Genomic DNA, 23106 nt, shown 5'->3' on the forward strand with positions numbered 1-23106 from the left:
GCCGCACGGCAACAAGCACCGGCAACGGAATCCGGGGCTTGCGATGCGACGCCGCCGCGCAAGATTTCGCGATTTCGCGGGTTGCGCGCCCCTGCCGGCCACGTTACATCCCCGCCGCACGACGACCCCCGCGGAGAGGTGCCGGAGTGGTCGAACGGGGCGGTCTCGAAAACCGTTGACCCTTCACGGGGTCCCAGGGTTCGAATCCCTGTCTCTCCGCCAAACCTGCCTTCACGCGCCAAGGCGTTGTCCTCCACGAGGAAGCAAGGCGGCGTTGCGCGGCTCCCAAAACGAACCAGCAACACACGCAAACCGATCGTGGCGATGGGCTTCGTTCGAGCGTACGCGATGTCACGCACGGCCTTATCGGGTGAGGCGAGGTGTGACAGGCCGGGTCGGTCAGCTGCGTGGCAGGTCGGCAAGTTTCTGTTTTCTTACAGTCCCTCTGAAAGCGAGCGCACGGCGACGCCGAAGCGAAAGAGGCCGGGCAACTTGACAGGGGCCCGGAGCATTGCGGGCGGCGGTGGCGCTGCGCTGCGCGCTCGATGCCCGGGTTCGCGGACTCAGCGTTGTCGTCTAACCCAGCGGCGTTTTCCGCCCCGCCGACCTCAGTCCTTCAGCCGCGACGGGGGCTCTTGGACGGGTCATTCCGCGGGCGCGGGCGCTGGGAGCGCCCGGCGGATCCGCGCGAAATGAAACAAAACGTTGACATTGGTGCAGTCCGCGCCGGACGCTTGGGACACTCCGTGCGGGGTCCGGCCCCGCCAAACGAAAAGAGCATGCGCCGGCAGAGATGCCGAGCGTCGCTCAAGGCTGGGAGACATGATCATGACACATCGCAAGACCCTCGCGGCGAGCATCCTCGCGCTTGCGGCCGCGACGAACGCGGCGAGCGCGGACACGTGGCGCTACGCCTTCGAAGAGGCGATGGACGAGGTGCAGGGCATCTTTGCCCAGAAGTTCAAGGAAGAGGTCGAGGCCAATTCCGACCACACCGTGCAACTCTTTCCGTTCGGCACGCTCGGGGAATCCGCCGACATCATGGAGCAGGCCCAATCGGGCATCCTGCAGTTCGTCGACCAGTCACCGGGCTTTACCGGCGCGCTGATCCCCGAGGCACAGGTTTTCTTCGTGCCCTACCTGCTGCCGCAGGACGAGGAACAGCTGGCGACCTTCTTCGAGGAGTCCGAGGCGATCAACGAGATGTTCCCGCCGCTCTACGAGGAACAGGGGCTCAAGCTGCTGACCATGTTCCCCGAGGGCGAGGTCATGATGACCACGCAGGAGCCGGTCACGTCGCCTGAAGACCTCAACGAGGTGAAGTTCCGCGTGATGACCAACCCGCTTCTCGTCGAGAGCTACCAGGCCTTCGGCGCGACACCGACGCCGCTGCCGTGGGGCGAAGTGTATGGCGGCCTGCAGACCGGCATCATCCAGGGCCAGGAAAACCCGGCCTTCTTCATCGAGTCGACGAAGATGTACGAGGTGACCGAGCACATCACGCGCACCGGCCACAACAACTTCACCACCGCTGTCATGGCCAATCTGGACTTCTTCGAGGGTCTTCCCGAGGAAGAGCAGACAATGATCCAGGACGCGATCGACGTCGCCTTCGATCACATCATCGACTACCAGGAAGGCCTGACCGAGGAGTCGCTGGAGAAGATCAAGGAAGCCAAGCCCTCGATCACCATCACCACGCTGAGCGAAGAAGAGCGCCAGCCCTTCATGGAAACCGCCGACGAGGTGGAACAGGAGTTCCTCGAGATCGGCGGCGACCAGGCCGAGGCGATCCTCGAGCAGATGAAGGAAGACCTCGAGGCCGTGGCCTCCTCGTCGGGCAGCTGACCGACATGAAGGGACGTCCGGGCCGCGGTGACCGCGGCCCGGCGCTCCGCATCTTCGGCCCCTCCCCCGAAAAAAAAAGGACGTCAGCCATGTCAGCGGACGACGACCGTCGCGCCGAGCGTGACCCTCACATGATGGCCGAGGTGCAGGTGCCGGCGGCCGATGACGACATCGACGATTCCCGGTACGTTTCGGGCCTTCCGGGCATCCTCGGTGTCGTCGATGTCGCCATCGCCCGGATCGAGGCGATCCTGCTCGCGATCGGCGTTCTGCTGATGGCTTTGAACACCATCGCCAACGTTGTCGGGAGATACGTCTTCGGCAACTCGCTCTATTTCTCGGAGGAGCTGAATCAGGCGCTGATCATCCTGATCACGTTCGCAGGCATCTCCTACGCCGCGCGGCACGGCCGGCACATCCGCATGTCGGCGATCTTCGACGCCATGCCGCCGCCGGCGCGCAAGCCCCTGATGATCCTGATCGCGGTGGTGACCGCAGCGGCGATGTTCCTGCTGACCTGGTATTCGATCGAGTACGTCCAGACCCAGGCGTCGCGCGGGCGGCTCCTGCCGGCGATGCAGATCCCGGTCTGGTGGATCATCGTCTGGGCGCCGCTCGGGTTCTTCCTGACCGGGCTGCAATACACGCTGACCGCGATCAAGAACGTGGTGCACGAAAATATCTGGCTCTCCACCTCGACGATGGAAGGCTACGACGACACCCGCGAAGAGGAGGTCTGAGCCATGAGCATCGCGATCTTCGGGACCATGATCCTGTTGCTTCTGCTGGGCTTCCCGATGATGATTCCGCTGATCGCGGGCTCGCTCATCGGGTTCGTCACGCTTTTCGGCGGGCTGGGCCAGCTTGACACGATGGTGCAGCAGATCCTCGCCGGCATCCGCCCTGCGAGCCTGATCGCCGTGCCGATGTTCATCTTCGCCGCCGACATCATGACGCGCGGACAATCCGCCGGACGGCTCATCGACCTCGTGATGGCCTTCGTCGGGCACCTCAAGGGCGGTCTCGCGGTGTCGACGGCGACGGCCTGCACGCTGTTCGGGGCGGTCTCGGGGTCCACCCAGGCAACGGTGGTGGCGGTCGGCGGACCGCTGCGCCCGAGAATGCTGAAGGCGGGCTACAAGGACAACTTCGTGCTCGCGCTGATCGTCAACTCCTCGGACATCGCGTTCCTGATCCCGCCCTCGATCGGCATGATCATCTACGGCGTCGTCTCCGGCACGTCGATCTCGGAGCTGTTCATCGCCGGCATCGGGCCGGGGATCCTGATCCTGATCATGTTCTCGATATACTCCTACATCTACGCGCAGCGTCACAACGTGCCGGTCGAGGCGAAGTCGAGTTGGGGCGAGCGCGGCAGCGCGATGCGCCGGGCGCTCTGGCCGCTGGGTTTTCCGGTCATCATCGTCGGCGGCATCTACGGCGGCATCTTCTCTCCGACCGAGGCCGCGGCGGCCTGCGTTCTCTACGCGCTCCTCCTCGAGATGGTCGTGTTCCGCGAGATGACCGTGAGCCAGCTCTACGCGACCGCGAAATCCACCGGGCTGATCACCGCGGTGGTCTTCATCCTCGTGGGCGCGGGCGCCGCGTTTTCCTATGTCATCAGCTTCGCGCAGATCCCGCAGCAGGTGCTGGGCGCGATCGGCATCGACGACATGGGCCCCTATGCGATCCTGTTCACGATCTCGATCGCGTTCTTCGTGGGCTGCATGTTCGTGGACCCGATCGTGGTGATCCTCATCTTCGTGCCGATCTTCGCGCCCGTGGTCGAAAGCGCCGGGCTCGACCCGGTGCTGGTGGGCGTGATCATCACGCTGCAGGTGGCGATCGGCAGCGCCACGCCGCCATTTGGTTGCGATATCTTTACCGCCATCGCGGTATTCAAGCGGCCGTATGCCGAGGTCGTGCGCGGCACCCCGCCCTTCATCCTGATGCTGGTGACCGTGGCGGTGTTGCTGATCTTCTTCCCGCAGATCGCGCTGTTCCTGCGCGACCTCGCCTTCGCGGAATAGGAGCACGGTCATGTTCGCATCCATCCTCGCGGCCTATGACGGGTCCACCGGCGCGTTCGCGGCACTGGAAAAGGCGGCCGCGCTCGCCAAGCTCACCGGCGCGGACCTGACTGTGCTGACCTGCTACCGGCACCATTCGATGCTCGAGGCGTCGCTGTCGATGGTGCGCGGTGCGGGCGAAGGCTCGGCGAACCTCGACGACATCATGCGAGAGGTCTCGCGCGAGGCCGCCGAGGAAGCCAAGACGCGGGCGAAGGATCTCGGAGTCGAAAGCGTTTCCGCGTTCATCAAGAACGGCCCCTCCGCGCGCACCATCGTGTCGTTTGCCGGCGAAAAGGGCTGCGACCTGATCGTCATCGGATCGCGCGGGCTCGGGTCGACCGAGGGTTACCTGCTCGGATCGGTCAGCCACAAGGTCACGAGCCTAAGCGACGTGCCCGTTCTCGTGGTGTGACACCGATGGTCCGGCCCGACCACCTGCGCCGGTTCGGCCTGATCGCGCTCGCCACGGACCTCACGATCGAGGGCGACGCCGCGCGGCTGATGCCCGAGGGCACGCAGCTCCATGTCACCCGGATCGCATTCGAGAACCCGACCACGCCCGAGAGCCTGAGGCGCACCGGGCCGCGGCTGCGGGCTGCGGCTGACCTGATCGTGCCGGGAGTGCCCCTCGACGGAATGATCTTCGGCTGCACCTCCGCGGCGGCGGTCCTCGGCGATGCCGTCGAGGCCGAGATCGGCGGCCGCGCGCCGCTGGTCACGCCGGTGGGAGGGCTTCTCCGCGCACTCGCAACGCTCGGCATCTCCCGCATCGGTCTCCTGACGCCGTACCTGCCCGAGACTGCGGATCTCGTCGCCACCTACCTCGAGGCGCACGGCATCGATATCGTGTCGCGCCATGCGATGGGCTACGGCGACGATCGGGACATGGCGCGGCTGATGCCGGGCGAGATCATCGAGGGCGTGACCGCTGCGGACCATCCGGAGGCGGACGCGCTGTTCCTGTCCTGCACGGCACTGCCGGCTGTCCCGCTCATCGCCGAACTCGAGGCGCGGCTCGGAAAGCCGGTCCTCAGCTCGAACCAGGTGGTGTTCTGGGCCACGCTCGATATCGCGCGGATCCCCGGCGACCGGCCCGGTCCCGGACGGCTGTTCCAGATCTGCAAGTGGTGACCGTGCGCGGCCGGACCCGCGCTGCGGCACGGCGGCTGCTGGACATCGTTCGCGGCGCACGAATATGGTCGCGCCGGACACGGCCCGGACGGACCGCGCGCCCCGCAGGAGACCGACACCCCGATGGACCATCAGACCCGATTTGAAACCGTCGAGATCGCCGCCCCCGGCGGCCGGAGCCTGGCGGTCGAGGCCCGGACCGGTGTCGCCGAGACCGGCGCGTTCGACCGCATCATCGGCGAGCTCGACGAGGTCATGGGCCTCGCACTGGCATCGAACTACGAATACCCGTCGCGCTACTCGATCTGGAACTTCGGCTTCACCAACCCGCTGCTGATGCTCGAAGCGCGCGACCGCACGCTGGCGATCCGCGCTTTCTCGGAGCGCGGCGCCGGCCTTCTCGCGTTCTTCCGGGATGTCCTGGACGCGGCCGACGGCATCACGCTCGACCGGACCGAGCCGCTGCGGATCGAGGCGCATGTCGATCCCCTGCCCGACGGCGCGGTCATCGCCGAGGAAGACCGCACGCGAAAGCCGTCGATCTTCACCGCGATCCGGGCGCTTTGGCAGGCAGTGCAGCATCCCGGGCTCGGCGATTTCGGCCTCTACGGGGCCTTCGGCTACGACCTGATCTTCGGCTTCGACGATATCGAGATGCGGATGCCGCGGGACGACGACCAGCGCGACGTCGTCCTCTTCGTGCCCGACCGGCTCTTCAAGTCAGCCGTGGGCTCCGACCTCGGCGTCGTCGTGGATTTCACTTTCTTCTACGACGACCACCGATCCGAGGATCATCCTCGACTCGATGTGCCCGCCCCGTTCGCGCCGGCGCGCGCTGGCTCGAACGACATCTCTTGTGACCATGCGCCCGGCGAGTACGAGGCGGTGGTCGAACGCGCCCGGGCCGAGTTTCTGCAGGGCAACCTGTTCGAGGCGGTGCCCGGCCAATGCTTCTCCAAGCCGATGTCGTCGAGCCCCGCGGCCGTCTTCCGCCGGCTGATGAAGACGAACCCCTCGCCCTTCGCCTTCCTCATGAACCTCGACGGCGGCGAGTTCCTGATCGGCGCCTCGCCCGAGATGTATGTTCGCACCACGGGCCGAACGGTCGAGACCTGCCCGATCTCCGGCACGATCCCGCGCGGCGCCGATCCTCTCGAGGACGCCGACCAGGTGCTGAAGCTTCTGTCGTCATCCAAGGACGAGGCCGAGTTGACGATGTGCACCGACGTGGACCGCAACGACAAGGCGCGGATCTGCGTGCCCGGGTCGATCGAGGTGCGCGGCCGGCGGCAGATCGAGTTCTACTCGCGGCTCATTCACACAGTGGATCACGTGGTCGGCACGCTGGCCGAGGGATATGACGGGCTCGACGCGTTCATCTCGCACATGTGGGCCGTGACCGTGACCGGTGCGCCCAAGACGTGGGCCGTGCGCTTTCTCGAGCGCGAAGAGAAATCGCCCCGGCGTTGGTACGCGGGGTCCATCGGCGGGCTCATGGCCGACGGGTCGCTCAACACGGCGCTGTCGATCCGCATGGTGCAGGTGCGTGACGGTATTGCGCATGTCCGCGCCGGCGCGACGACGCTCTACTATTCCGATCCGGCCGCGGAAGAGCGCGAGACCCGGGTGAAGGCCTCGGCCTTTCTCGCGGCGCTCGATGCCGAACCGGTTGCGACCGCGGCCCCGGCCCTGCCGCGACGCGCCGCCGATGGCTACGAGCAGCGCGGCCTCAACGTGCTGATGGTCGATCACGAGGACAGCTTCGTGAACACGCTCGGCAGCTATATCCGCACCTTCGAGCCGCGGCTGCGCACCTACCGCGCGGCGCCCGCCCGGTCGATGCTGGACGAGAGCATCGATCTGCTCGTGCTGTCGCCCGGGCCCGGCAAACCTTCCGATTTCGACATGACCGCGACTCTCGAGAGGGCCGTGGCGCTCGGCGTGCCGGTCTTCGGCGTCTGTCTCGGGCTGCAGGGCGTGGCCGAGCATTTCGGCGGCACACTCGGCGTTCTGAACGAGCCACGCCACGGCGTGCCGACGCAGGTCCGCCATACGGGAACGGGGCTTTTCTCGGGCCTGCCGCAGGACTTCGACGTGGCGCGGTACCACTCGCTCTATGCGCAGGCGGACGCGGTGCCCGACGCGCTGGAGGTCACCGCGCACGCATCCGACGGGGTCATCATGGGGTTGTCGCACCGCGCGTTGCCGATCCACACGGTGCAGTTTCACCCGGAATCGATCATCACCTCCAAGGCGGACATGGGCATGCGCCTCGTTCGCAACCTGATGGATCTCGTTCCGGCGCGGGACAGCACCCGCCGCCGCTCGACCGGCTGATCAAGACGACGAGGAGACACGGCCATGTACATCGCCATGAACCGCTTCACTGTGCCCATCGAGAATGCGCAGGCGTTCGAAGACCTGTGGCTCGGCCGGGACAGCCACCTCAAGGAGGTGCCGGGCTTCGTCGAGTTCCACATGCTCAAGGGGCCGGAATCGGACGGCAAGGTTCTCTATGCCTCGCATACGGTGTGGGAAAGCGAAGCGGCTTTCCTCGGCTGGACGAAGTCCGAGGCCTTTCGTGCGGCGCACAAGGATGCCGGTACGACCAAGGCGCTCTACGAGGGCGCGCCATCCTTCGAGGGCTTCGCACCGATCCAGCACATCGCGAAGGACTGACGCGCCTTCGCGCGATAGATGAGGCGCAGCCTCCAAGGGCATGATGTGAATCGTTTTTTGGCGCCGGCGCGTCTAGGCATCGCGCGAAAGCGGACAGCCCAAGCGTGCTTTGCCGAAATCGAGCGCTTTTGGACGTGACGGTCGCGGCGAACTGACGCGCCGCTCCGCTCGGACTCCGTCAGTTTCGACTCGGGATCGTTTCGACTCGGGATCAATGTGTTGCCGGAAACGGCTCACGTGAAGCCGGATCACTCACTCCGCGACCCGCGTTCCGCTTTCGATCCCCTCCCACAAGGCGAACTCCGCCGCGCCGACCTGACGCAGGAGGGCCTCGGTCTCGCGCGAGATCTCCTGCGCCGCCGCAGGCGAGACGTTGGCGCGCCCGGGTGCGACATCGACGCCCAGCCGGTTCGACAGGAACGCGTCGAGTGCTTCGCGCTCCTCGTAACGAAAGAGGTACGTGACCGCCGTACCGTTGGGCCGCGGCTCCACGAATTTCGATTGGGCGCCGACATTGGCATGGGCGGGTCGGCTTTTGGCGCACCAGTCGCGCACGAATGCATCGAACGTCACGCCCTTGGTCGAAACCGCGCGGCCGTCGAGAAACGGCCTCTGCCTGTACCGCCACCAGGATCCGAGCCACGAGACCGGCTCTCGGATGACGGCCGCCACGTCCATGTTCTCCGCGCCCATCTTCTCGAACATCGGGCGGAAGAACCGGTTGTAGCGGTAGATCGGGGCATGCTTCAGTTCCGGTGGATCGGACACCACCATGCCCGCGTGCGGCGCGAGCGCCTCCGCATAGGCCGACGTGCCCGTCTTCGGCACCGCGAGCAGCACCAGCCGCGCCTTCCAGAATACCAGCATCCGCCTTCCCGCCCCCGTGATCCGCGTATTTCGGGTCCCTGATAACCGGTCTTTAACGATGTTGCCAAATGCTGGGGCACGAAAGAACGGACTTGATATGTTCTCCTTTTGACCCCATAAACAGGGGAACAAGAGGCGAACAAAGCAGCGATTGCCGTACGACGGCACGTATGAAATAAGGGCGGAAACTCATGGCAACGGCAGACCTCCTGAACATGGATCAGAAGCGCGACGCGAACAAGCAGAAGGCGCTGGACTCGGCGCTGGCGCAGATCGAACGGCAGTTCGGCAAGGGCTCCATCATGAAGCTCGGTGGCGACAATCCGTTCAAGGATATCGAGGCGACTTCGACGGGCTCGCTCGGGCTCGACATCGCCCTCGGCATCGGCGGCCTCCCCAAGGGCCGCATCGTGGAAATCTACGGCCCGGAAAGTTCTGGCAAGACGACGCTGACGCTGCATTGCGTGGCCGAGGAGCAGAAGAAAGGCGGCGTCTGCGCCTTCGTCGACGCGGAACACGCGCTCGACCCGCAATACGCCAAGAAGCTCGGTGTCGATCTCGACGAACTGCTGATCTCGCAGCCCGACACCGGCGAACAGGCGCTCGAGATCACCGACACGCTGGTGCGCTCCGGCGCGGTCAGCATGGTCGTCGTCGACTCGGTCGCGGCCCTCACGCCGAAATCCGAGCTCGAAGGCGACATGGGCGATTCGAATGTCGGCGTTCAGGCCCGGCTGATGAGCCAGGCGATGCGCAAGCTGACCGGATCGATCAGCCGGTCGAACTGCATGGTCATCTTCATCAACCAGATCCGCATGAAGATCGGCGTCATGTTCGGCTCGCCCGAGACCACGACCGGTGGCAACGCGCTCAAGTTCTACTCGTCGGTCCGACTCGATATCCGGCGCATCGGCTCGATCAAGGACCGCGACGAGGTCGTCGGCAACGCAACCCGCGTGAAGGTCGTGAAGAACAAGGTCGCGCCGCCGTTCAAGCAGGTCGAGTTCGACATCATGTACGGCGAGGGCATCTCGAAGACCGGCGAACTGCTCGATCTCGGCGTGAAGGCGGGCGTGGTCGAGAAATCGGGCGCCTGGTATTCCTACGGCGACGAGCGCATCGGCCAGGGCCGCGAGAACGCGAAGGGCTTTCTCAAGGAAAACAGCGCCATCGCCTACGATATCGAGGACAAGATCCGCGCCGCGCACGGGCTCGACTTTCACATGTCCGAAGAGGACGGCGAGGTCGTCGAGGGCTGACGCTCCGCACCATCACCCGTTTCAGGGGCGCGCCGTGAGACCGGCGCGCCCCTTTTCGTATGACGGAACCGAAACGGAACCCGATCAGAACTCCAGCCCGAGCGCGACGCCACCGAGCAGATAGGCGAAGGTGGTCACCAGGACGATCCCCACCACGTTCAGAACGACGCCACCGCGGGCCATCTGGCCGATCGTGACAGCGCCGGTGCCGAAGACGATCGCGTTCGGCGGCGTGCCGACCGGCAGCATGAAGGCGCATGTCGCTGCGAAGGCGGCCGGGATCAGCAGGGTGAGCGCGTCCATGTCGAGCCCGACCGCGACACCGCCGAGAATCGGGATGAACGTCGCGGCCGTTGCCGTGTTCGAGGTGATCTCGGTCAGGAACAGGACAAGCGTCACAACCGCCGCCACGATCGCCAGTGTCGGCAAACCGCCAAGCGCCGTAACCTGATCGCCGAGCCAGCCGTCGAGTCCTGTCGACGCCACCGCGCCGGCGAGGCTGAGCCCGCCGCCGAACAGGAGAAGCACACCCCACGGCAGACCCTTCTCGGCATCCTGCCAGTTCAGAACCATCTGCGAACGTTCCTTGCCGGGCAGCAGGAAGAGCGCGATGCCGGCCGCGATCGCAATCGCCGTGTCGTCGAGCTCACCCAGCCAGGGCAGTGCGCGGTCGATGGCGCCGATCTCCGTCAGCAGCCCGGGCACGATCCACAGCACGGCCGCGGACACGAACACCGCGAGGACCATTTTCTCGCCCTGGCTCAGGGTCCCGAGATCGGCAAGCCTGTCCTCGATCATCTGCTGGCCGCCCGGGATCTCGTCCAGCGCGAAGCGATAGAGCACCTGGGTCATCAGAACCCACCCGAGCAGGATGAAGACCAGCGCGAGCGGAAAGCCGATGATCATCCAGTTCAGAAAGCCGATGTCGCGGCCAAGCTCGTCCGACGCGTATCCGGCAACGATGGCGTTGGGCGGCGACCCGAGAAGCGTGCCCAGCCCACCCATCGACGCCGACCACGCGATGGCGAGCACGAGACAGATGCCGAAGCGGCGGATCTGGGGATCGTGCACCGCCTCGCTCACGGTCTTGCCCTGCGCCACCTCGTCGCCGACCTCGGCGCCCTGATCCGACGCGGACCTGTCGACGACCAGCGACAGGATCGAGATGCCGATCGGCAGCATCATCAGCGTTGTGGCGGTGTTGGACACCCACATCGACAGGAATCCCGTCGCGAGCATCAACCCCAGGACGATCCGCGAGGGGGACACGCCCACGCGCGCCAGCGTCATCAGCGCGATCCGGGTGTGTAGGTTCCATTTCTCCATCGCAATGGCGATGAGGAAGCCACCGAGGAACAGGAACACGACCGAGCTCGCATAGGGGGCGGTCGCGTCGCCCACCGCGACGCCTGCGAGTGCCGGCAACAGCACGATGGGCAAGAGCGCGGTGGCCGACAGCGGCAGCGCCTCTGTCATCCACCAGATCGCCATGAGCATGCCGATGGCCGCAACCCGGCGCGCCTCCTCGGACAGGTTCTCGGCCCCGCCGAGTAGGAGATACACCAATAGCGCCGCGATCAGCCCGAGCGCACGTAGGCCCCAGAGCCAGCGCGGATCCCGCGCCGGCTCGTCGGTCGTCACCGTGTCGGTATCGCTTGCCATGGGGCGCCTCCCTCGCGAAATCCTGGCTTCCGTTGCGGGAACAACGCCGAACCGCTTGCGGCCCGGCAAGGTTCCGCCGGGCGCTTCGTCTTATGGACACCCTCCGGGTGCGTGGCTACACCGGCGGGGATCACGCCGTAGGAGACACAGGACTTCCATGCCGAGCCTCAACGACATCCGCTCGACCTTCCTGGGCTATTTCGAGTCGCAGGGGCACACCGTCGTGCCGTCCTCGCCGCTCGTGCCGCGCAACGACCCGACGCTGATGTTCGCGAACTCGGGCATGGTGCAGTTCAAGAACCTCTTCACCGGGACGGAAACACGCGACTACACGCGCGCCACGACCGCGCAGAAATGCGTGCGTGCCGGCGGCAAGCACAACGACCTCGACAACGTGGGCTATACCCGCCGGCACCACACGTTTTTCGAGATGATGGGCAACTTCTCGTTCGGCGACTATTTCAAGGCCGAGGCCATTCCCTTCGCGTGGGAACTGGTGACCAAGGAACTCGGCATCGACGCTTCGCGGCTTCTGGTTACCGTCTACCACACCGACGACGAAGCCGCCGACATCTGGAAGAAGGTTGCCGGGCTGCCGGACGAGCGGATCCTGCGCATCCCGACCTCGGACAATTTCTGGCAGATGGGCTCCACCGGCCCCTGCGGTCCCTGCTCCGAGATCTTCTTCGACCATGGTGACCAGTACTGGGGCGGCCCGCCGGGCACGCCCGAGGAGGACGGCGATCGTTTCGTCGAGATCTGGAACATCGTGTTCATGCAGAACGAGCTGTTCGAGGACGGCACGATGCGCGAACTCGACGCCCAATCGATCGACACCGGAATGGGCATCGAACGGGTCGCGGCGCTGCTGCAGGGCACCAACGACAACTACGCGACCGACCTGATGCGCGCGCTGATCGAGGCGTCGGCCAACGTGACCTCGTCCGATCCCGACGGCCCGGGATCGACGCATCACAGGGTGATCGCCGATCACCTGCGCTCGACCTCATTCCTGATCGCCGATGGCGTGATGCCGTCGAACGACGGACGCGGATACGTCCTGCGCCGGATCATGCGGCGGGCCATGCGCCACGCGCACCTGCTCGGCGCGAAGGATCCCGTCATGCACCGGCTGGTGCCCGCGCTCGTGCAGAAGATGGGCGCGGCCTATCCCGAACTCGGTCGCGCCCAGGCGCTGATCGAGGAGACGCTGCGGCTGGAGGAGACGCGGTTCAAGGCGACGCTCGACCGGGGGCTGAAGCTCCTCGACGACGAGCTGTCGGCCCTGCCCGACGACGCGCCCCTGCCCGGCGCCGCGGCGTTCAAGCTCTACGACACCTACGGCTTCCCGCTCGACCTCACGCAGGACGCGCTGCGCGAGCGCGAACGCAGTGTCGACACCGAGGGCTTTGACGCCGCGATGGCCGAACAGAAGGCGCGCGCCCGCGCGGCCTGGTCGGGGTCGGGCGAAACGGCGGATGCGGAGATCTGGTACGACATTGCCGACGAGCACGGCGCGACGGACTTCCTCGGCTACGACACCGAAACCGCCGAGGGCGTGGTGCAGGCCGTCGTGCGCGACGGCGCGTCGGTCGACAGCGCGGCCAAGGGCGACAGCGTGCAGCTGGTGCTGAACCAGACGCCGTTCTACGCCGAAGCGGGCGGACAGGTCGGCGACACCGGCGAGATCGTGACCGACGGCGGCAAGGCTCGCGTGACGGACACGAAGAAGACTGCCGGTGTCTTCATCCACTTCGCCGAAGTGACCGAGGGCGATATCGCCGCCGGCGCCGCCGCCAAGCTCGAGGTCGATCACGCTCGCCGGACGGCGATCCGGGCCAACCACTCGGCAACGCACCTGCTGCACGAGGCGCTGCGCCGCGCGCTCGGCGATCACGTCGCGCAGCGCGGCTCTCTCAACGCGCCCGACCGACTGCGTTTCGACTTCTCTCACGCCAAGGCGCTCAGCCCGCAGGAGCTGTCGGAGATCGAGGCCGAGGTGAACACCTACATCCGGCAGAACACGCCGGTGACCACGCGGATTATGACGCCGGACGACGCCCGGGCGATGGGCGCGCAGGCGCTCTTTGGCGAAAAGTACGGGGACGAGGTGCGTGTCGTGTCGATGGGCACGCAGGATGGCTCCGGCAAGGGCGCCGACGGCGTGACCTACTCGATCGAACTCTGCGGCGGCACGCATGTGAGACAGACCGGCGACATCGGCGTCTTCGTCACCACCGCCGACAGCGCGTCGTCCGCCGGGGTGCGCCGGATCGAGGCGCTGACCGGTGAGGCTGCGTTTGCCTATCTTGCCGAGCAAGACCGCACGGTGGCCGACCTGGCGCTCGAGCTGAAAACCTCGCGCGCCGATCTGCACGACCGGGTCCGGAGTCTCGCCGAGGAGCGTCGTGCTCTGCAAAACGAGGTCGCACAACTTCGCCGGGAACTGGCGATGTCGGGCGGCGGTGGCGCGGCGGCGCCCGAGGCGCGCGATATCGCCGGCGTGCCGTTCCTTGCGCAGGTCATGGCCGGCGTCACGGGCAAGGACCTCCCGCCGCTGATCGACGAGCACAAGGCGCGGCTCGGCTCCGGCGCGGTCCTGCTGATCGCGGACGCGGGCGGCAAGGCCGCGGTCGCGGCCGGCGTGACCGAGGATCTGACCGGCCGCATCTCCGCGGTCGACCTGGTCAAGGCCGCGGTCGCCGAACTCGGCGGCAAGGGCGGCGGCGGACGCCCTGACATGGCGCAAGGTGGCGGCCCATCCGCTGACAACGCCGAAGATGCAATCAAGGCCGCCGCGGCGGTGATCGGAGGATAGACCATGCCCGCACTCTGGATCGCCCACGTGACCGTGACCGACGAAGCCGCCTACAAGAAATACGCCGAGCTGGCCGGCCCCGCCATCGCCGCGCACGGTGGCGCGTTCATCGCCCGCGGCGGCCGCTACGTGCAGCTCGAGGGCAAGGACCGGCCGCGCAACGTGGTGGCAAAGTTTCCCTCGGTCGAGGCAGCCGAAGACTGTTACCACTCGGACGCCTACCAGGAGGCCCTGAGCCACGCGCGCGGCGCGTCGGAACGCGAGCTTCTGATCGTCGAAACCTCCGAGTGAAGAGCCGACCGGGGCTTTTCAGAAGTGCTCCTGGTCGAAAAACACTGCGCCGTCCATGACCTGGCCGATCAGTGCGCACCCGTCCTCGCGCTGCGTGAAGTGAAGCCATGCCTTTTGCGCGAAACGGTCGGGTGCAAAGGCATAGTACATCGCGTTCAGCTCGTCCCGCGCGATGTCGTGATCGATCTCCGAGGCTGCTTCGAAGGCCGCGCGCGCCCCGGGCGGCAGCGACCGGATCTGCATGGCATAGGCGACGTATTCGGTGGTCGCGACACAATGCGTGAAGGGGCATGGCACGGCGTCATAGGCGGCGTGCGTCAACTCGTGCACGATGACGCTGTCGAAATACGCACCGTCCGGCACGGTCGCGAAGGCACGGTCGGGCCTGCGTCGCTCGCTCATCAGATCGGGCGGCAGCAGCTGGATCAGGGATTTGCCGCAATGGAAAAGGCCCATGCAGTCCGGCGCGAGATCCTTCTCGATACGCAGCGTCAGATCCGCGGGAACACGTACGTTGCAGGAGGCCAGCTTCGGGACTTCGCGCGCCACCACATCGCAGATGCGCTGGCGGACGGCGGCGCTCCCGCCCTCGACCGTCAGGGACGCGTCATCGCAGAGCAGTCGCGGCTCTCCTCCCGCTTCGCCGGCGGTTGCCGCCAAGAACGCAAGAAGTCCGAACCACCTGAGCATCGCGAGTATTCCGCCGCTTTACGGGTCGCAGTATACCACGCGATCTGCCGGCAGGTCAGTCCTCGATGTCGGTCTGGATCCACTCGGGTGACAGGTGGATGTCCTGCGCCTCGTAGGGCGCCTCCAGCACCTCGAAGGTGTGCGGCACGCGGGCCGGCCCGTGGATCACGTCGCCGGCCGCGCCCTCTATCGTATCGTCGCCGATGGTGAACCGGGCGCGGCCACGGCGGATCACGAACAGCTCGTCATAGGGGTGCCAGTGCAGCTTCGGCCCCTGCCCCACGGTGTCAGCGGTGACGAACAGAACGGTGATGTCGACCCCGAGATCGCGCCCCTCGACGTGGCCATCGAGACCGGGGCTGACCTTCAGCGTGCTCACGACGCCTTCGCCATGCGCTTGCGCTCGTGCGGATCGAGGAACCGCTTGCGCAGCCGGACGGAATTGGGCGTCACCTCGACCAGTTCGTCGTCGTTGATGTAGGCGATCGCCTCTTCGAGGCTGAGCGTCGTCGGCGGCGTCAGGCGCACCGCGTCGTCGGACCCCGACGCGCGCACGTTCGTCAGCTTCTTGCCCTTGAGCGGGTTCACCTCGAGATCGTTCTCTCGGCTGTGCTCGCCGATGATCATGCCCTCGTAGACCTTCTCTTGCGGTCCGATGAACATGCGTCCGCGCTCTTCGAGGTTCCACAGCGCGTAAGCCACGGCCTCTCCGGCCTCCATCGAGATGAGAACGCCCGCGCGGCGGCCGGGGATCGGGCCCTTGTGCGGCGTCCAGCCCTGGAACACGCGGTTCATCACGCCTGTGCCGCGCGTGTCGGTCAGGAACTCGCCGTGATACCCGATGAGCCCGCGCGCCGGGACATGCGCGATGATGCGCGTCTTGCCGGTGCCGGCGGGCTTCATCTCCACCAGATCACCTTTGCGGGTCCCTGTGAGCTTTTCGATCACCGCGCCGGAATAGTCGTCGTCGACATCGATGGTGACTTCCTCGACCGGCTCCTCGAGCCCGTCTTCGCCGTCACGCATGATGACCTGCGGGCGCGCGATGCTCAGTTCGAACCCCTCGCGGCGCATGTTCTCGACCAGCACGCCCATCTGAAGCTCGCCGCGGCCCGAGACCTCGAACGCCTCGCCGCCCGGCGTGTCCTTGACCTTGATCGCGACGTTCGATTCCGCTTCCTTCATCAGTCGCTCGCGAATGACGCGCGATTGCACCTTCTTGCCGTCGCGGCCGGCGAGCGGGCTGTCGTTGATGCCGAATGTCACGGTAATGGTCGGCGGATCGATGGGCTGCGCGTCGAGCGGTTCATCCACCGCGAGGGCGCAGATCGTATCGGCCACCGTGGCCTTCGACATTCCCGACAGCGTGACGATGTCGCCCGCTCGGGCCTCGTCGATGTCCTGATAGTCGAGCCCACGGAAGGCGCGGATCCGCGCGACGCGGAACTGCTCGACCTTCTGGCCGATGCGCGACAACGCCTGCACCGTCGCGCCCATCTTCAGCCGGCCGGATTCCACGCGGCCGGTCAGCAGGCGGCCGAGGAAAGGATCGGCGCCGAGCGTTGTGGCGAGCATCCGGAAATCCTCGTCCACGCGCTTGACCTGCTTCGGCTCGGGCACGTGATCGACGATCAGCTTGAAGAGCGCCGACAGATCCTTGCGAGGGCCGTCCAGCTCGTGATCGGCCCAGCCGGACCGGCCCGACGCATACATGTGCGGAAAGTCGAGCTGGTCGTCGTCCGCGCCGAGATTGGCAAACAGATCGAAACATTCGTCGAGCGCGCGGTCGGGCTCCGCGTCGGGCTTGTCGACCTTGTTGAGCACCACGATCGGCCGCAGGCCGAGCGCCAGCGCCTTCGATGTCACGAACTTGGTCTGCGGCATCGGCCCCTCGGCCGCGTCGACGAGGAGCACGACACCGTCGACCATCGACAGGATGCGCTCCACCTCGCCGCCGAAATCGGCGTGGCCGGGCGTGTCGACGATGTTGATGCGGGTGCCCTTCCACTCGACGCTCGTCGCCTTGGCGAGAATGGTGATGCCGCGTTCACGCTCGAGGTCGTTGCTGTCCATCGCGCGCTCGGCGACGGCCTGGTTCTCTCGGAAGGCCCCCGACTGCTTGAGCAGTTCGTCCACGAGCGTGGTCTTGCCGTGGTCCACGTGGGCGATGATCGCGACGTTGCGCAGGTCCATATCCGTCATCCTTCGGGAGGTGTTGCGCGCGCACTAACCGCCACGCGGCCAAAAGGCCAGAGGCCATCGCCGCAGCGCGGCGTCGTTCCGCGCGCGCCGATTGTCTCCGGATCCATGACAAAACTGACACATAAGCGTGCTAGCGCCTCAATCATTAACGCTCTCAGAATTCGGGGACTTCAATGCCGTATACGCTTCAGCTGCTGCACGCCAACGATCTCGAAGGCGGAGTGGACGCACTCGAGAACGCGCCCAACTTCGCTGCAATCGTCGACACCTTCGACGACGGATCGCAGAATACCGCGATCATCTCCTCGGGCGACAACTACATCCCCGGCGTGTTCTTTTCGACGGCAGCCGATTTCGCGTTCGGCGGCATACTGACCGACGCATATACGCGCTACTACACCGAGGTCGTCGGCCTCGACGCGGACGACCTGTCTGCCCTCGACCTCGCGCGGGGCGGCGGCCGGGTCGACATCTCGATCATGAACTTCATCGGCTTCGACGCCTCGGCGATCGGCAACCACGAGTTCGACGCCGGCACCTCCGCGTTCTCCGAGATCATCGGCGCCGCCGTCGACGAAGGCGCCATCGAGTGGACCGGCTCGTGGTTCCCCTACCTGTCGTCGAACCTCGACTTCTCGGGCGACGGCAACCTTTCCGGGCTGTTCACCGACGAAATCCGCACCTCCGACAGCTATGACGAAAGCCTCGAGGACATCCTCGCTGGCGAGGCCGACGCTTCCGTCGCGCCTGCCACGATCATCGAGGAAGGCGGCGAGCGCATCGGCGTCGTTGGCGCCACCACGCAGCTCATCGAATCGATCTCCTCGGTCGGCGGCGTCGAGGAAACGACCGGCAACGCAAACGACATGGCGGCGCTGGCCGCCGCGCTCCAGCCGCAGATCGACGCGCTGATCGACGACGGCGTGAACAAGATCATCGTGACCTCGCACCTGCAGCAGTTCTCGCTGGAACAGGAGCTCGCCGGGCTGCTGTCGGGCGTCGACATCATCATCGCCGGCGGCTCGAACACCCTGCAGGCCGACGACACCGACGATCTGCGCGACGGTGACGAGGCCGAGGAAACCTATCCGTTCGAAACCATGAACGCCGATGGCGAGCCGACCCTCATCGTCGGGACCAACGGCGAATACAGCTATGTCGGCCGCCTCGTCGTGACCTTCGACGACGACGGTGTGATCGAGCTCGACAGCATCGACGACGCGGAATCGGGCGTCTATGCGACCGACGAGGCCGGCACACTCGCCGTGACCGGCGCCGCGACCATCGAGGACGCGATCAACGGCTCCCCCACGGCCGATATCGTCGAAGACCTGACCTCCGAGGTCGCCACGATCGTCGAGGAGCGCGACAGCGTCATCTTCGGTGCGCAGGACGTCTACCTCGACGGCCGCCGCGAGTCGGTGCGCACAGAAGAGACCAACCTCGGCAACCTGACGGCCGACGCGAACCTCGCCGCGGCCCGCGCCGTGGACGACAGCGTACTGGTGTCGTTCAAGAACGGCGGCGGCATCCGGTCGGATATCGGCTCCGTCGATATGGACGGCCGCCTGACACCGGGCGACGGCCAGATCAGCCAGCTCGACATCGAGAATTCGCTGCGCTTCAACAACGGCCTCACCGTGTTCTCGGTGACCAAAGAAGGTCTCCTGCAACTGCTCGAGCACGCGGTCGCCGCGACCGACACCGAGGCCGGCGACACCCCCGGCCAGTTCGCCCAGATCGGCGGCCTGCGCTTCTCCTTCGACGAGACGCAGCCCGCGCAGGTCTTCGCCACCGAGGACGGTGATTACATCCCGGCCGAGAACGGCACCGTCGAGACCGAGACCGCCGGTCAGCGCGTCCAGACCGTCGCGATCATCGACCCGGAGACCGGCGAGGACATCGTGATCTATCGCGACGGCGCCTTCACCGACGCCGCGCCGGAAGAAGTCCGCGTCGTGTCGCTCGACTTCCTCGTCAACAACAACGGCGACAGCTACCCTTTCCAGGAGATCGCGACCGACCAGGTCTTCCTGACCGATGGAGGCGGCACCACGACCGATCCCGACGCCGACGATATCCTCGGAGAGCAGGCGGCGTTCCAGGACTACCTTCAGGCCAACTTCGCGGACGAGGACCCCGCCTTCGACATGGCCGAGACGAGCCCGTCGAACGATACCCGGATCGTCCAGCTCGCCCAGAATGGCGGCCAGGATTTCATCACGCTCGACACGCCCGACCGCACCATCCGGATCGTCCGCGAGACGCAGTTCGACTCGGGCGAGACCGAGCTCTTCACCGGCGGCTCCGAGGTCGTTTCGGTAGACAGCGACCGCGTCTACACAACCAACGCCGCTCAGGACCAGATCGACGTGTTCGACGCCGCGAGTGGCGTGAAGGTCGCGGCGTTCGACCTGTCCGCGGTCGAGGGATACGCCGGCGTGCAGTCGGTCGCGGCGCGTGATGGCCTGATCGCGGCGGCGATCAACATCGAGGACGAGGACGGGAACGCCACCGATGGCGTGGTCGCCCTGTTCGACGCGACCGGCACGCTGCTCAACACCGTGACCGTCGGCAATCTGCCCGACATGGTGACCTTCGACGAGGCCGGCACACGGATCCTCGTCGCGAACGAGGGCGAGCCGACGGATGCCGGCAACCCGCGCGGCTCGGTATCGATCATCGACGTTTCGGGCGGCGCCGCGGCGGCCACCGTGTCCAGCCTGAACTTCATTCCGTTCGACGGTCAGGAGGCGGCGCTGCGCGCCGACGGGGTCCTGCTCGAACCCGGCGTGCCGGTAAGCCAGGACCTCGAGCCCGAGTACATCACCGTCCTGCCGGGCGGCGAGGAAGCCTGGGTGTCGCTGCAGGAGGCCAACGCCTACGCGGTGATCGACCTGACCACGAACTCGGTCACGGCGATCCGCTCTTTCGGCCTGACGGACCGGTCCGAAGTGCCGCTGGACGCGTCGAACGACGACAACGCGATCAGCCTGCAGACCTACCCCAACCTCTTCGGGATGCGTCAGCCCGATGCCATCGCCTCCTACGAATTCGACGGCGAGACCTACGTGGTGACCGCCAACGAAGGCGACGCACGCGACGACACGGAAACCGAGGTGGGCGACGTCACGCTCGACGCCACGGCCTTCCCGAATGCCGAGGTGCTGCAGCGCGACGAGAATGCCGGCCCGCTCGGCATCCGGTCGGACCTCGGCGACACCGACAGCGACGGAGAGTACGAAGAACTCTACACCTACGGATCGCGGTCGTTCACCATTCTCGACACCGACGGCAACGTTGTCTTCGACTCCGGCTCGCAGTTCTCGCGCCTGATCGCCGAGATCCGCCCAGAGCTCTTCAATGCCGATGACGGCGAGTTCGACGGCCGCTCCGACAACAAGGGCGTCGAGCCCGAGGCAGTGTCGGTCGGCATCGTCGACGGCCGGCCGCTGGCGTTCATCGGGCTCGAGCGCGACAACGGCATCTTCGTCTTCGACCTGTCGAACCCGGAGGATCCGTCCTTCGTCAACTACATCGACAGCGAGGCGAACGGGAACCTCAGCCCCGAAGTCATCCAGTTCGTATCGGCCGAGGACAGCTTCGACGGCACGGCAAAGATCTACGTGTCCTACGAAGGTGACGGCAACACGGTCGCCTACGCCGTGTCGGGCATCACCCCGGGCGTGTCGCTGGTCGCGGACGAGGACGGCGAACTGCTCGTCGGTGGAACCGACGACGACGATCTGACCGGCGGCGCCGGGGACGACCTGCTGTTTGGCGGAATCGGCGCGGACCTCATTTCCGGCAACGGCGGCGACGACAACATCGGCGCCGGCGCAGGCCGCGACGTGGTTTCCGGCGGTGACGGCGACGACAGCATCGGCGGTGGCCTCGGTGACGACACGATCACCGGCGGCAACGGCGACGACCAGATCGGCGGCGGCGGCCGCAACGACCGGATCGACGGCGGCGACGGCAATGACCTTGTCTACGGCGGCACCGGCGAGGACACCATGACCGGCGGTCAGGGTGCCGACACGATGGGCGGCGGGTTCCAGGACGACGTGATCTCGGGCGGCACCGGTGCGGACAGCATCGGCGGCGGCAACGGGATGGACACGATCGACGGCGGCGTCGGCGCCGATGTCATCGGCGGCGGCCTTGGCAGCGATGTCATCACCGGCGGCAGCGGCGACGACTTCCTCGCCGGCGGCGGGCGAGACGACGTCCTGTCGGGCGGCACCGGGGACGACACGCTGAATGGCGGCACCGGCGACGACACCCTGACCGGCGGCGAAGGCTCCGACCTGTTCGTCTTCCGCGACATCGAGGACGAGGATGCCGACCTCATCACCGATTTCGAGGACGGCACGGACCAGATCCGGATCGTCGGCGGCGACTTCGACGAACTCGAGATCGACGATGGCGACGACGGTGCGGTCATCACCGTGGACGGCGCCACGATCACGCTGACCGGCGTTTCGGCTGACGCTCTCGGCGCGGACGACTTCCTGTTCTGATCGCCACGGCCAAACGGTCTTGCGCGGAGCCCCCCTTGCGGGGCTCCGTTGCGTTCGGGCATCTGCCGTCACGAGATCGTCGCACTGCCGGGTGACACCGGGCATGCCCCCTTCCCCGCGCCGGAGTCCGCGAACATGACCCTCGCCGCCTTTACCGCGCCCGGACGTTTCTGGCGCGGCAACCTGCACACCCATTCAAACATGTCCGACGGCGCGCTCCCGCCCGAGGAGGTGTGCCGGCGCTACCGTGCTCAGGGCTACGACTTCATCGCGGTGACAGATCACTTCGTCGGGCTCTTCGGCTACCCGATCACCGATACGGTGCCGTTCCGCGGCAACGGCTTCACCACGCTTCTTGGCGCCGAGCTGCATTCGGGCCGGATGGAAAACGGCGAGCTCTGGCATTTGCTGGCGGTCGGACTGCCGCCGGACTTCGCGCCCTCGAACAGCCCGCACTTCACGCCCGTCGAGGGGCAGGAGAGCGGGCCGGAGATCGCGCGGCGCGCGCGGGACGCCGGCGCCTTCGTCGCCATCGCGCACCCGCACTGGTCCGGGCTGACCCCGAGCGACGCGATGAGCATCGACGCCACCCATGCCGTCGAGATCCACAACCATTCCTGCCACGTCGGCGCGGATCGCGGCGCGGGCGGTCATATCGCCGATCTGATGCTGGCGGCTGGCAGGATGCCGTCGCTGATCGCGACGGACGACGCGCACTTTTCCGAGCCGGATCACTTCGGCGGCTGGGTGATGGTCAAGGCCGAGGAGAACACGCCGGAGGCGCTTCTCTCGGCGCTCAAGGCCGGCGCATTCTACGCCTCGGAGGGGCCGGAACTGCGCCACATCGAGATCGAGGGCAAGGTTCTGCGCGTCGCCAGTTCGGCCGTCGAGCGTGTAATCGTCCAGGGCCACGGCTCCGCCGCAGCGGTCGCGCACGGCCCTGCGATGACCGGGACCGAGATCAAGCTGGCGCGGCTGGGCGACAGTCCCTGGCTGCGCGTCACGGTCGTCGACGCCGCCGGACGGCGCGCGTGGTCGAACCCGATCAGGCGCTGAGCGACGCC

17 protein-coding genes and 1 tRNA gene are annotated in these 23106 nt (G+C 66.5%); 13 read left to right on the plus strand and 5 right to left on the minus strand.

Annotation, left to right across the window (positions count from 1 at the left end; translation table 11 throughout):
• The first annotated feature begins 132 nt into the window (after positions 1–132).
• From ROJ8625_RS09170 to hmuQ, 8 genes are all read left to right on the plus strand, one after another.
• A tRNA-Ser gene (locus ROJ8625_RS09170) sits at positions 133–222 on the plus strand.
• 606 nt (positions 223–828) lie between these two features.
• Entirely contained in the window at positions 829–1848 is a 1020-nt protein-coding gene (locus ROJ8625_RS09175) for a TRAP transporter substrate-binding protein (RefSeq protein WP_085791900.1), read from the plus strand.
• Positions 1849–1982: 134 nt separating this feature from the next.
• Positions 1983–2588, plus strand: coding sequence for a TRAP transporter small permease (locus ROJ8625_RS09180; RefSeq protein WP_085791901.1), 606 nt, complete (start codon positions 1983–1985; stop codon positions 2586–2588).
• A 3-nt stretch (positions 2589–2591) separates the two neighbouring features.
• Complete coding sequence (locus ROJ8625_RS09185; protein WP_085791587.1) at positions 2592–3878, plus strand: TRAP transporter large permease; 1287 nt, start codon at positions 2592–2594, stop codon at positions 3876–3878.
• A gap of 10 nt (positions 3879–3888) precedes the next feature.
• On the plus strand, positions 3889–4332 hold the full coding sequence (locus tag ROJ8625_RS09190) for a universal stress protein (protein WP_085791588.1): 444 nt from the start codon (positions 3889–3891) through the stop codon (positions 4330–4332).
• 5 nt (positions 4333–4337) lie between these two features.
• A complete protein-coding gene (locus tag ROJ8625_RS09195) occupies positions 4338–5051 on the plus strand; it encodes a maleate cis-trans isomerase family protein (protein ID WP_085791589.1) in 714 nt (237 codons plus the stop codon).
• A 123-nt stretch (positions 5052–5174) separates the two neighbouring features.
• Complete coding sequence (locus ROJ8625_RS09200; protein ID WP_085791590.1) at positions 5175–7388, plus strand: anthranilate synthase component I; 2214 nt, start codon at positions 5175–5177, stop codon at positions 7386–7388.
• Between the two features lie 24 nt (positions 7389–7412).
• Positions 7413–7730 (plus strand): heme-degrading protein HmuQ, encoded by a 318-nt coding sequence (gene hmuQ / locus ROJ8625_RS09205; RefSeq protein WP_085791591.1) that lies wholly within the window; start codon positions 7413–7415, stop codon positions 7728–7730.
• Positions 7731–7982: 252 nt separating this feature from the next.
• On the opposite strand, the gene ROJ8625_RS09210 is transcribed toward hmuQ, so the two are convergent.
• Positions 7983–8597: a gamma-glutamyl kinase gene (locus tag ROJ8625_RS09210; protein WP_085791592.1), complete on the minus strand. Its 615-nt coding sequence runs from the start codon at positions 8595–8597 to the stop codon at positions 7983–7985.
• Between the two features lie 191 nt (positions 8598–8788).
• Here ROJ8625_RS09210 and recA point away from each other — a divergent pair, with 191 nt between their 5' ends.
• Complete coding sequence (gene recA, locus ROJ8625_RS09215; protein WP_085791593.1) at positions 8789–9856, plus strand: recombinase RecA; 1068 nt, start codon at positions 8789–8791, stop codon at positions 9854–9856.
• 84 nt (positions 9857–9940) lie between these two features.
• Here the strand turns inward: recA and ROJ8625_RS09220 are convergent, their stop codons facing one another.
• Positions 9941–11518, minus strand: a complete 1578-nt coding sequence (locus tag ROJ8625_RS09220) for an SLC13 family permease (protein ID WP_085791594.1) — start codon at positions 11516–11518, stop codon at positions 9941–9943.
• 157 nt (positions 11519–11675) lie between these two features.
• On the opposite strand from ROJ8625_RS09220, the gene alaS reads away from it, so the two are divergent.
• Both alaS and ROJ8625_RS09230 read left to right on the plus strand, forming a co-directional pair.
• Positions 11676–14336 carry an alanine--tRNA ligase gene (gene alaS / locus ROJ8625_RS09225; RefSeq protein ID WP_085791595.1) on the plus strand — a complete coding sequence of 887 codons (2661 nt, stop codon included), beginning with the start codon at positions 11676–11678 and terminating at the stop codon, positions 14334–14336.
• 3 nt (positions 14337–14339) lie between these two features.
• Positions 14340–14627: a DUF1330 domain-containing protein gene (locus tag ROJ8625_RS09230; RefSeq protein ID WP_085791596.1), complete on the plus strand. Its 288-nt coding sequence runs from the start codon at positions 14340–14342 to the stop codon at positions 14625–14627.
• An 18-nt stretch (positions 14628–14645) separates the two neighbouring features.
• Here the strand turns inward: ROJ8625_RS09230 and ROJ8625_RS09235 are convergent, their stop codons facing one another.
• Genes ROJ8625_RS09235 through typA form a run of 3 tightly spaced genes read right to left on the minus strand, consistent with a single transcriptional unit; the run spans position 14646 to position 17510 of the window.
• Positions 14646–15317, minus strand: coding sequence for a DUF6639 family protein (locus tag ROJ8625_RS09235; RefSeq protein WP_085791597.1), 672 nt, complete (start codon positions 15315–15317; stop codon positions 14646–14648).
• Between the two features lie 55 nt (positions 15318–15372).
• Positions 15373–15696 (minus strand): cupin domain-containing protein, encoded by a 324-nt coding sequence (locus tag ROJ8625_RS09240; RefSeq protein ID WP_085791598.1) that lies wholly within the window; start codon positions 15694–15696, stop codon positions 15373–15375.
• On the minus strand, positions 15693–17510 hold the full coding sequence (gene typA, locus ROJ8625_RS09245; RefSeq protein WP_085791599.1) for a translational GTPase TypA: 1818 nt from the start codon (positions 17508–17510) through the stop codon (positions 15693–15695). The genes ROJ8625_RS09240 and typA overlap by 4 nt, the downstream gene beginning before the upstream one ends.
• A 182-nt stretch (positions 17511–17692) precedes the next feature.
• On the opposite strand from typA, the gene ROJ8625_RS09250 reads away from it, so the two are divergent.
• Together ROJ8625_RS09250 and ROJ8625_RS09255 are read left to right on the plus strand one after the other, a co-directional pair.
• Positions 17693–22042, plus strand: coding sequence for a choice-of-anchor I family protein (locus ROJ8625_RS09250; protein WP_085791600.1), 4350 nt, complete (start codon positions 17693–17695; stop codon positions 22040–22042).
• A gap of 135 nt (positions 22043–22177) precedes the next feature.
• Positions 22178–23098: a PHP domain-containing protein gene (locus tag ROJ8625_RS09255; protein WP_085791601.1), complete on the plus strand. Its 921-nt coding sequence runs from the start codon at positions 22178–22180 to the stop codon at positions 23096–23098.
• Positions 23099–23106 lie beyond the last annotated feature (8 nt).

The organism is Roseivivax jejudonensis (genome assembly GCF_900172265.1).
GTDB lineage: Bacteria > Pseudomonadota > Alphaproteobacteria > Rhodobacterales > Rhodobacteraceae > Roseivivax > Roseivivax jejudonensis.

Coding starts and splice junctions, on each gene's coding strand:
- ROJ8625_RS09175 (WP_085791900.1), top strand. CDS start 829: ATGACACATCGCAAGACCCTCGCGGCGAGCATCCTCGCGCTTGCGGCC.
- ROJ8625_RS09180 (WP_085791901.1), top strand. CDS start 1,983: ATGGCCGAGGTGCAGGTGCCGGCGGCCGATGACGACATCGACGATTCC.
- ROJ8625_RS09185 (WP_085791587.1), top strand. CDS start 2,592: ATGAGCATCGCGATCTTCGGGACCATGATCCTGTTGCTTCTGCTGGGC.
- ROJ8625_RS09190 (WP_085791588.1), top strand. CDS start 3,889: ATGTTCGCATCCATCCTCGCGGCCTATGACGGGTCCACCGGCGCGTTC.
- ROJ8625_RS09195 (WP_085791589.1), top strand. CDS start 4,338: ATGGTCCGGCCCGACCACCTGCGCCGGTTCGGCCTGATCGCGCTCGCC.
- ROJ8625_RS09200 (WP_085791590.1), top strand. CDS start 5,175: ATGGACCATCAGACCCGATTTGAAACCGTCGAGATCGCCGCCCCCGGC.
- hmuQ (WP_085791591.1), top strand. CDS start 7,413: ATGTACATCGCCATGAACCGCTTCACTGTGCCCATCGAGAATGCGCAG.
- ROJ8625_RS09210 (WP_085791592.1), bottom strand. CDS start 8,597: ATGCTGGTATTCTGGAAGGCGCGGCTGGTGCTGCTCGCGGTGCCGAAG.
- recA (WP_085791593.1), top strand. CDS start 8,789: ATGGCAACGGCAGACCTCCTGAACATGGATCAGAAGCGCGACGCGAAC.
- ROJ8625_RS09220 (WP_085791594.1), bottom strand. CDS start 11,518: ATGGCAAGCGATACCGACACGGTGACGACCGACGAGCCGGCGCGGGAT.
- alaS (WP_085791595.1), top strand. CDS start 11,676: ATGCCGAGCCTCAACGACATCCGCTCGACCTTCCTGGGCTATTTCGAG.
- ROJ8625_RS09230 (WP_085791596.1), top strand. CDS start 14,340: ATGCCCGCACTCTGGATCGCCCACGTGACCGTGACCGACGAAGCCGCC.
- ROJ8625_RS09235 (WP_085791597.1), bottom strand. CDS start 15,317: ATGCTCAGGTGGTTCGGACTTCTTGCGTTCTTGGCGGCAACCGCCGGC.
- typA (WP_085791599.1), bottom strand. CDS start 17,510: ATGGACCTGCGCAACGTCGCGATCATCGCCCACGTGGACCACGGCAAG.
- ROJ8625_RS09250 (WP_085791600.1), top strand. CDS start 17,693: ATGCCGTATACGCTTCAGCTGCTGCACGCCAACGATCTCGAAGGCGGA.
- ROJ8625_RS09255 (WP_085791601.1), top strand. CDS start 22,178: ATGACCCTCGCCGCCTTTACCGCGCCCGGACGTTTCTGGCGCGGCAAC.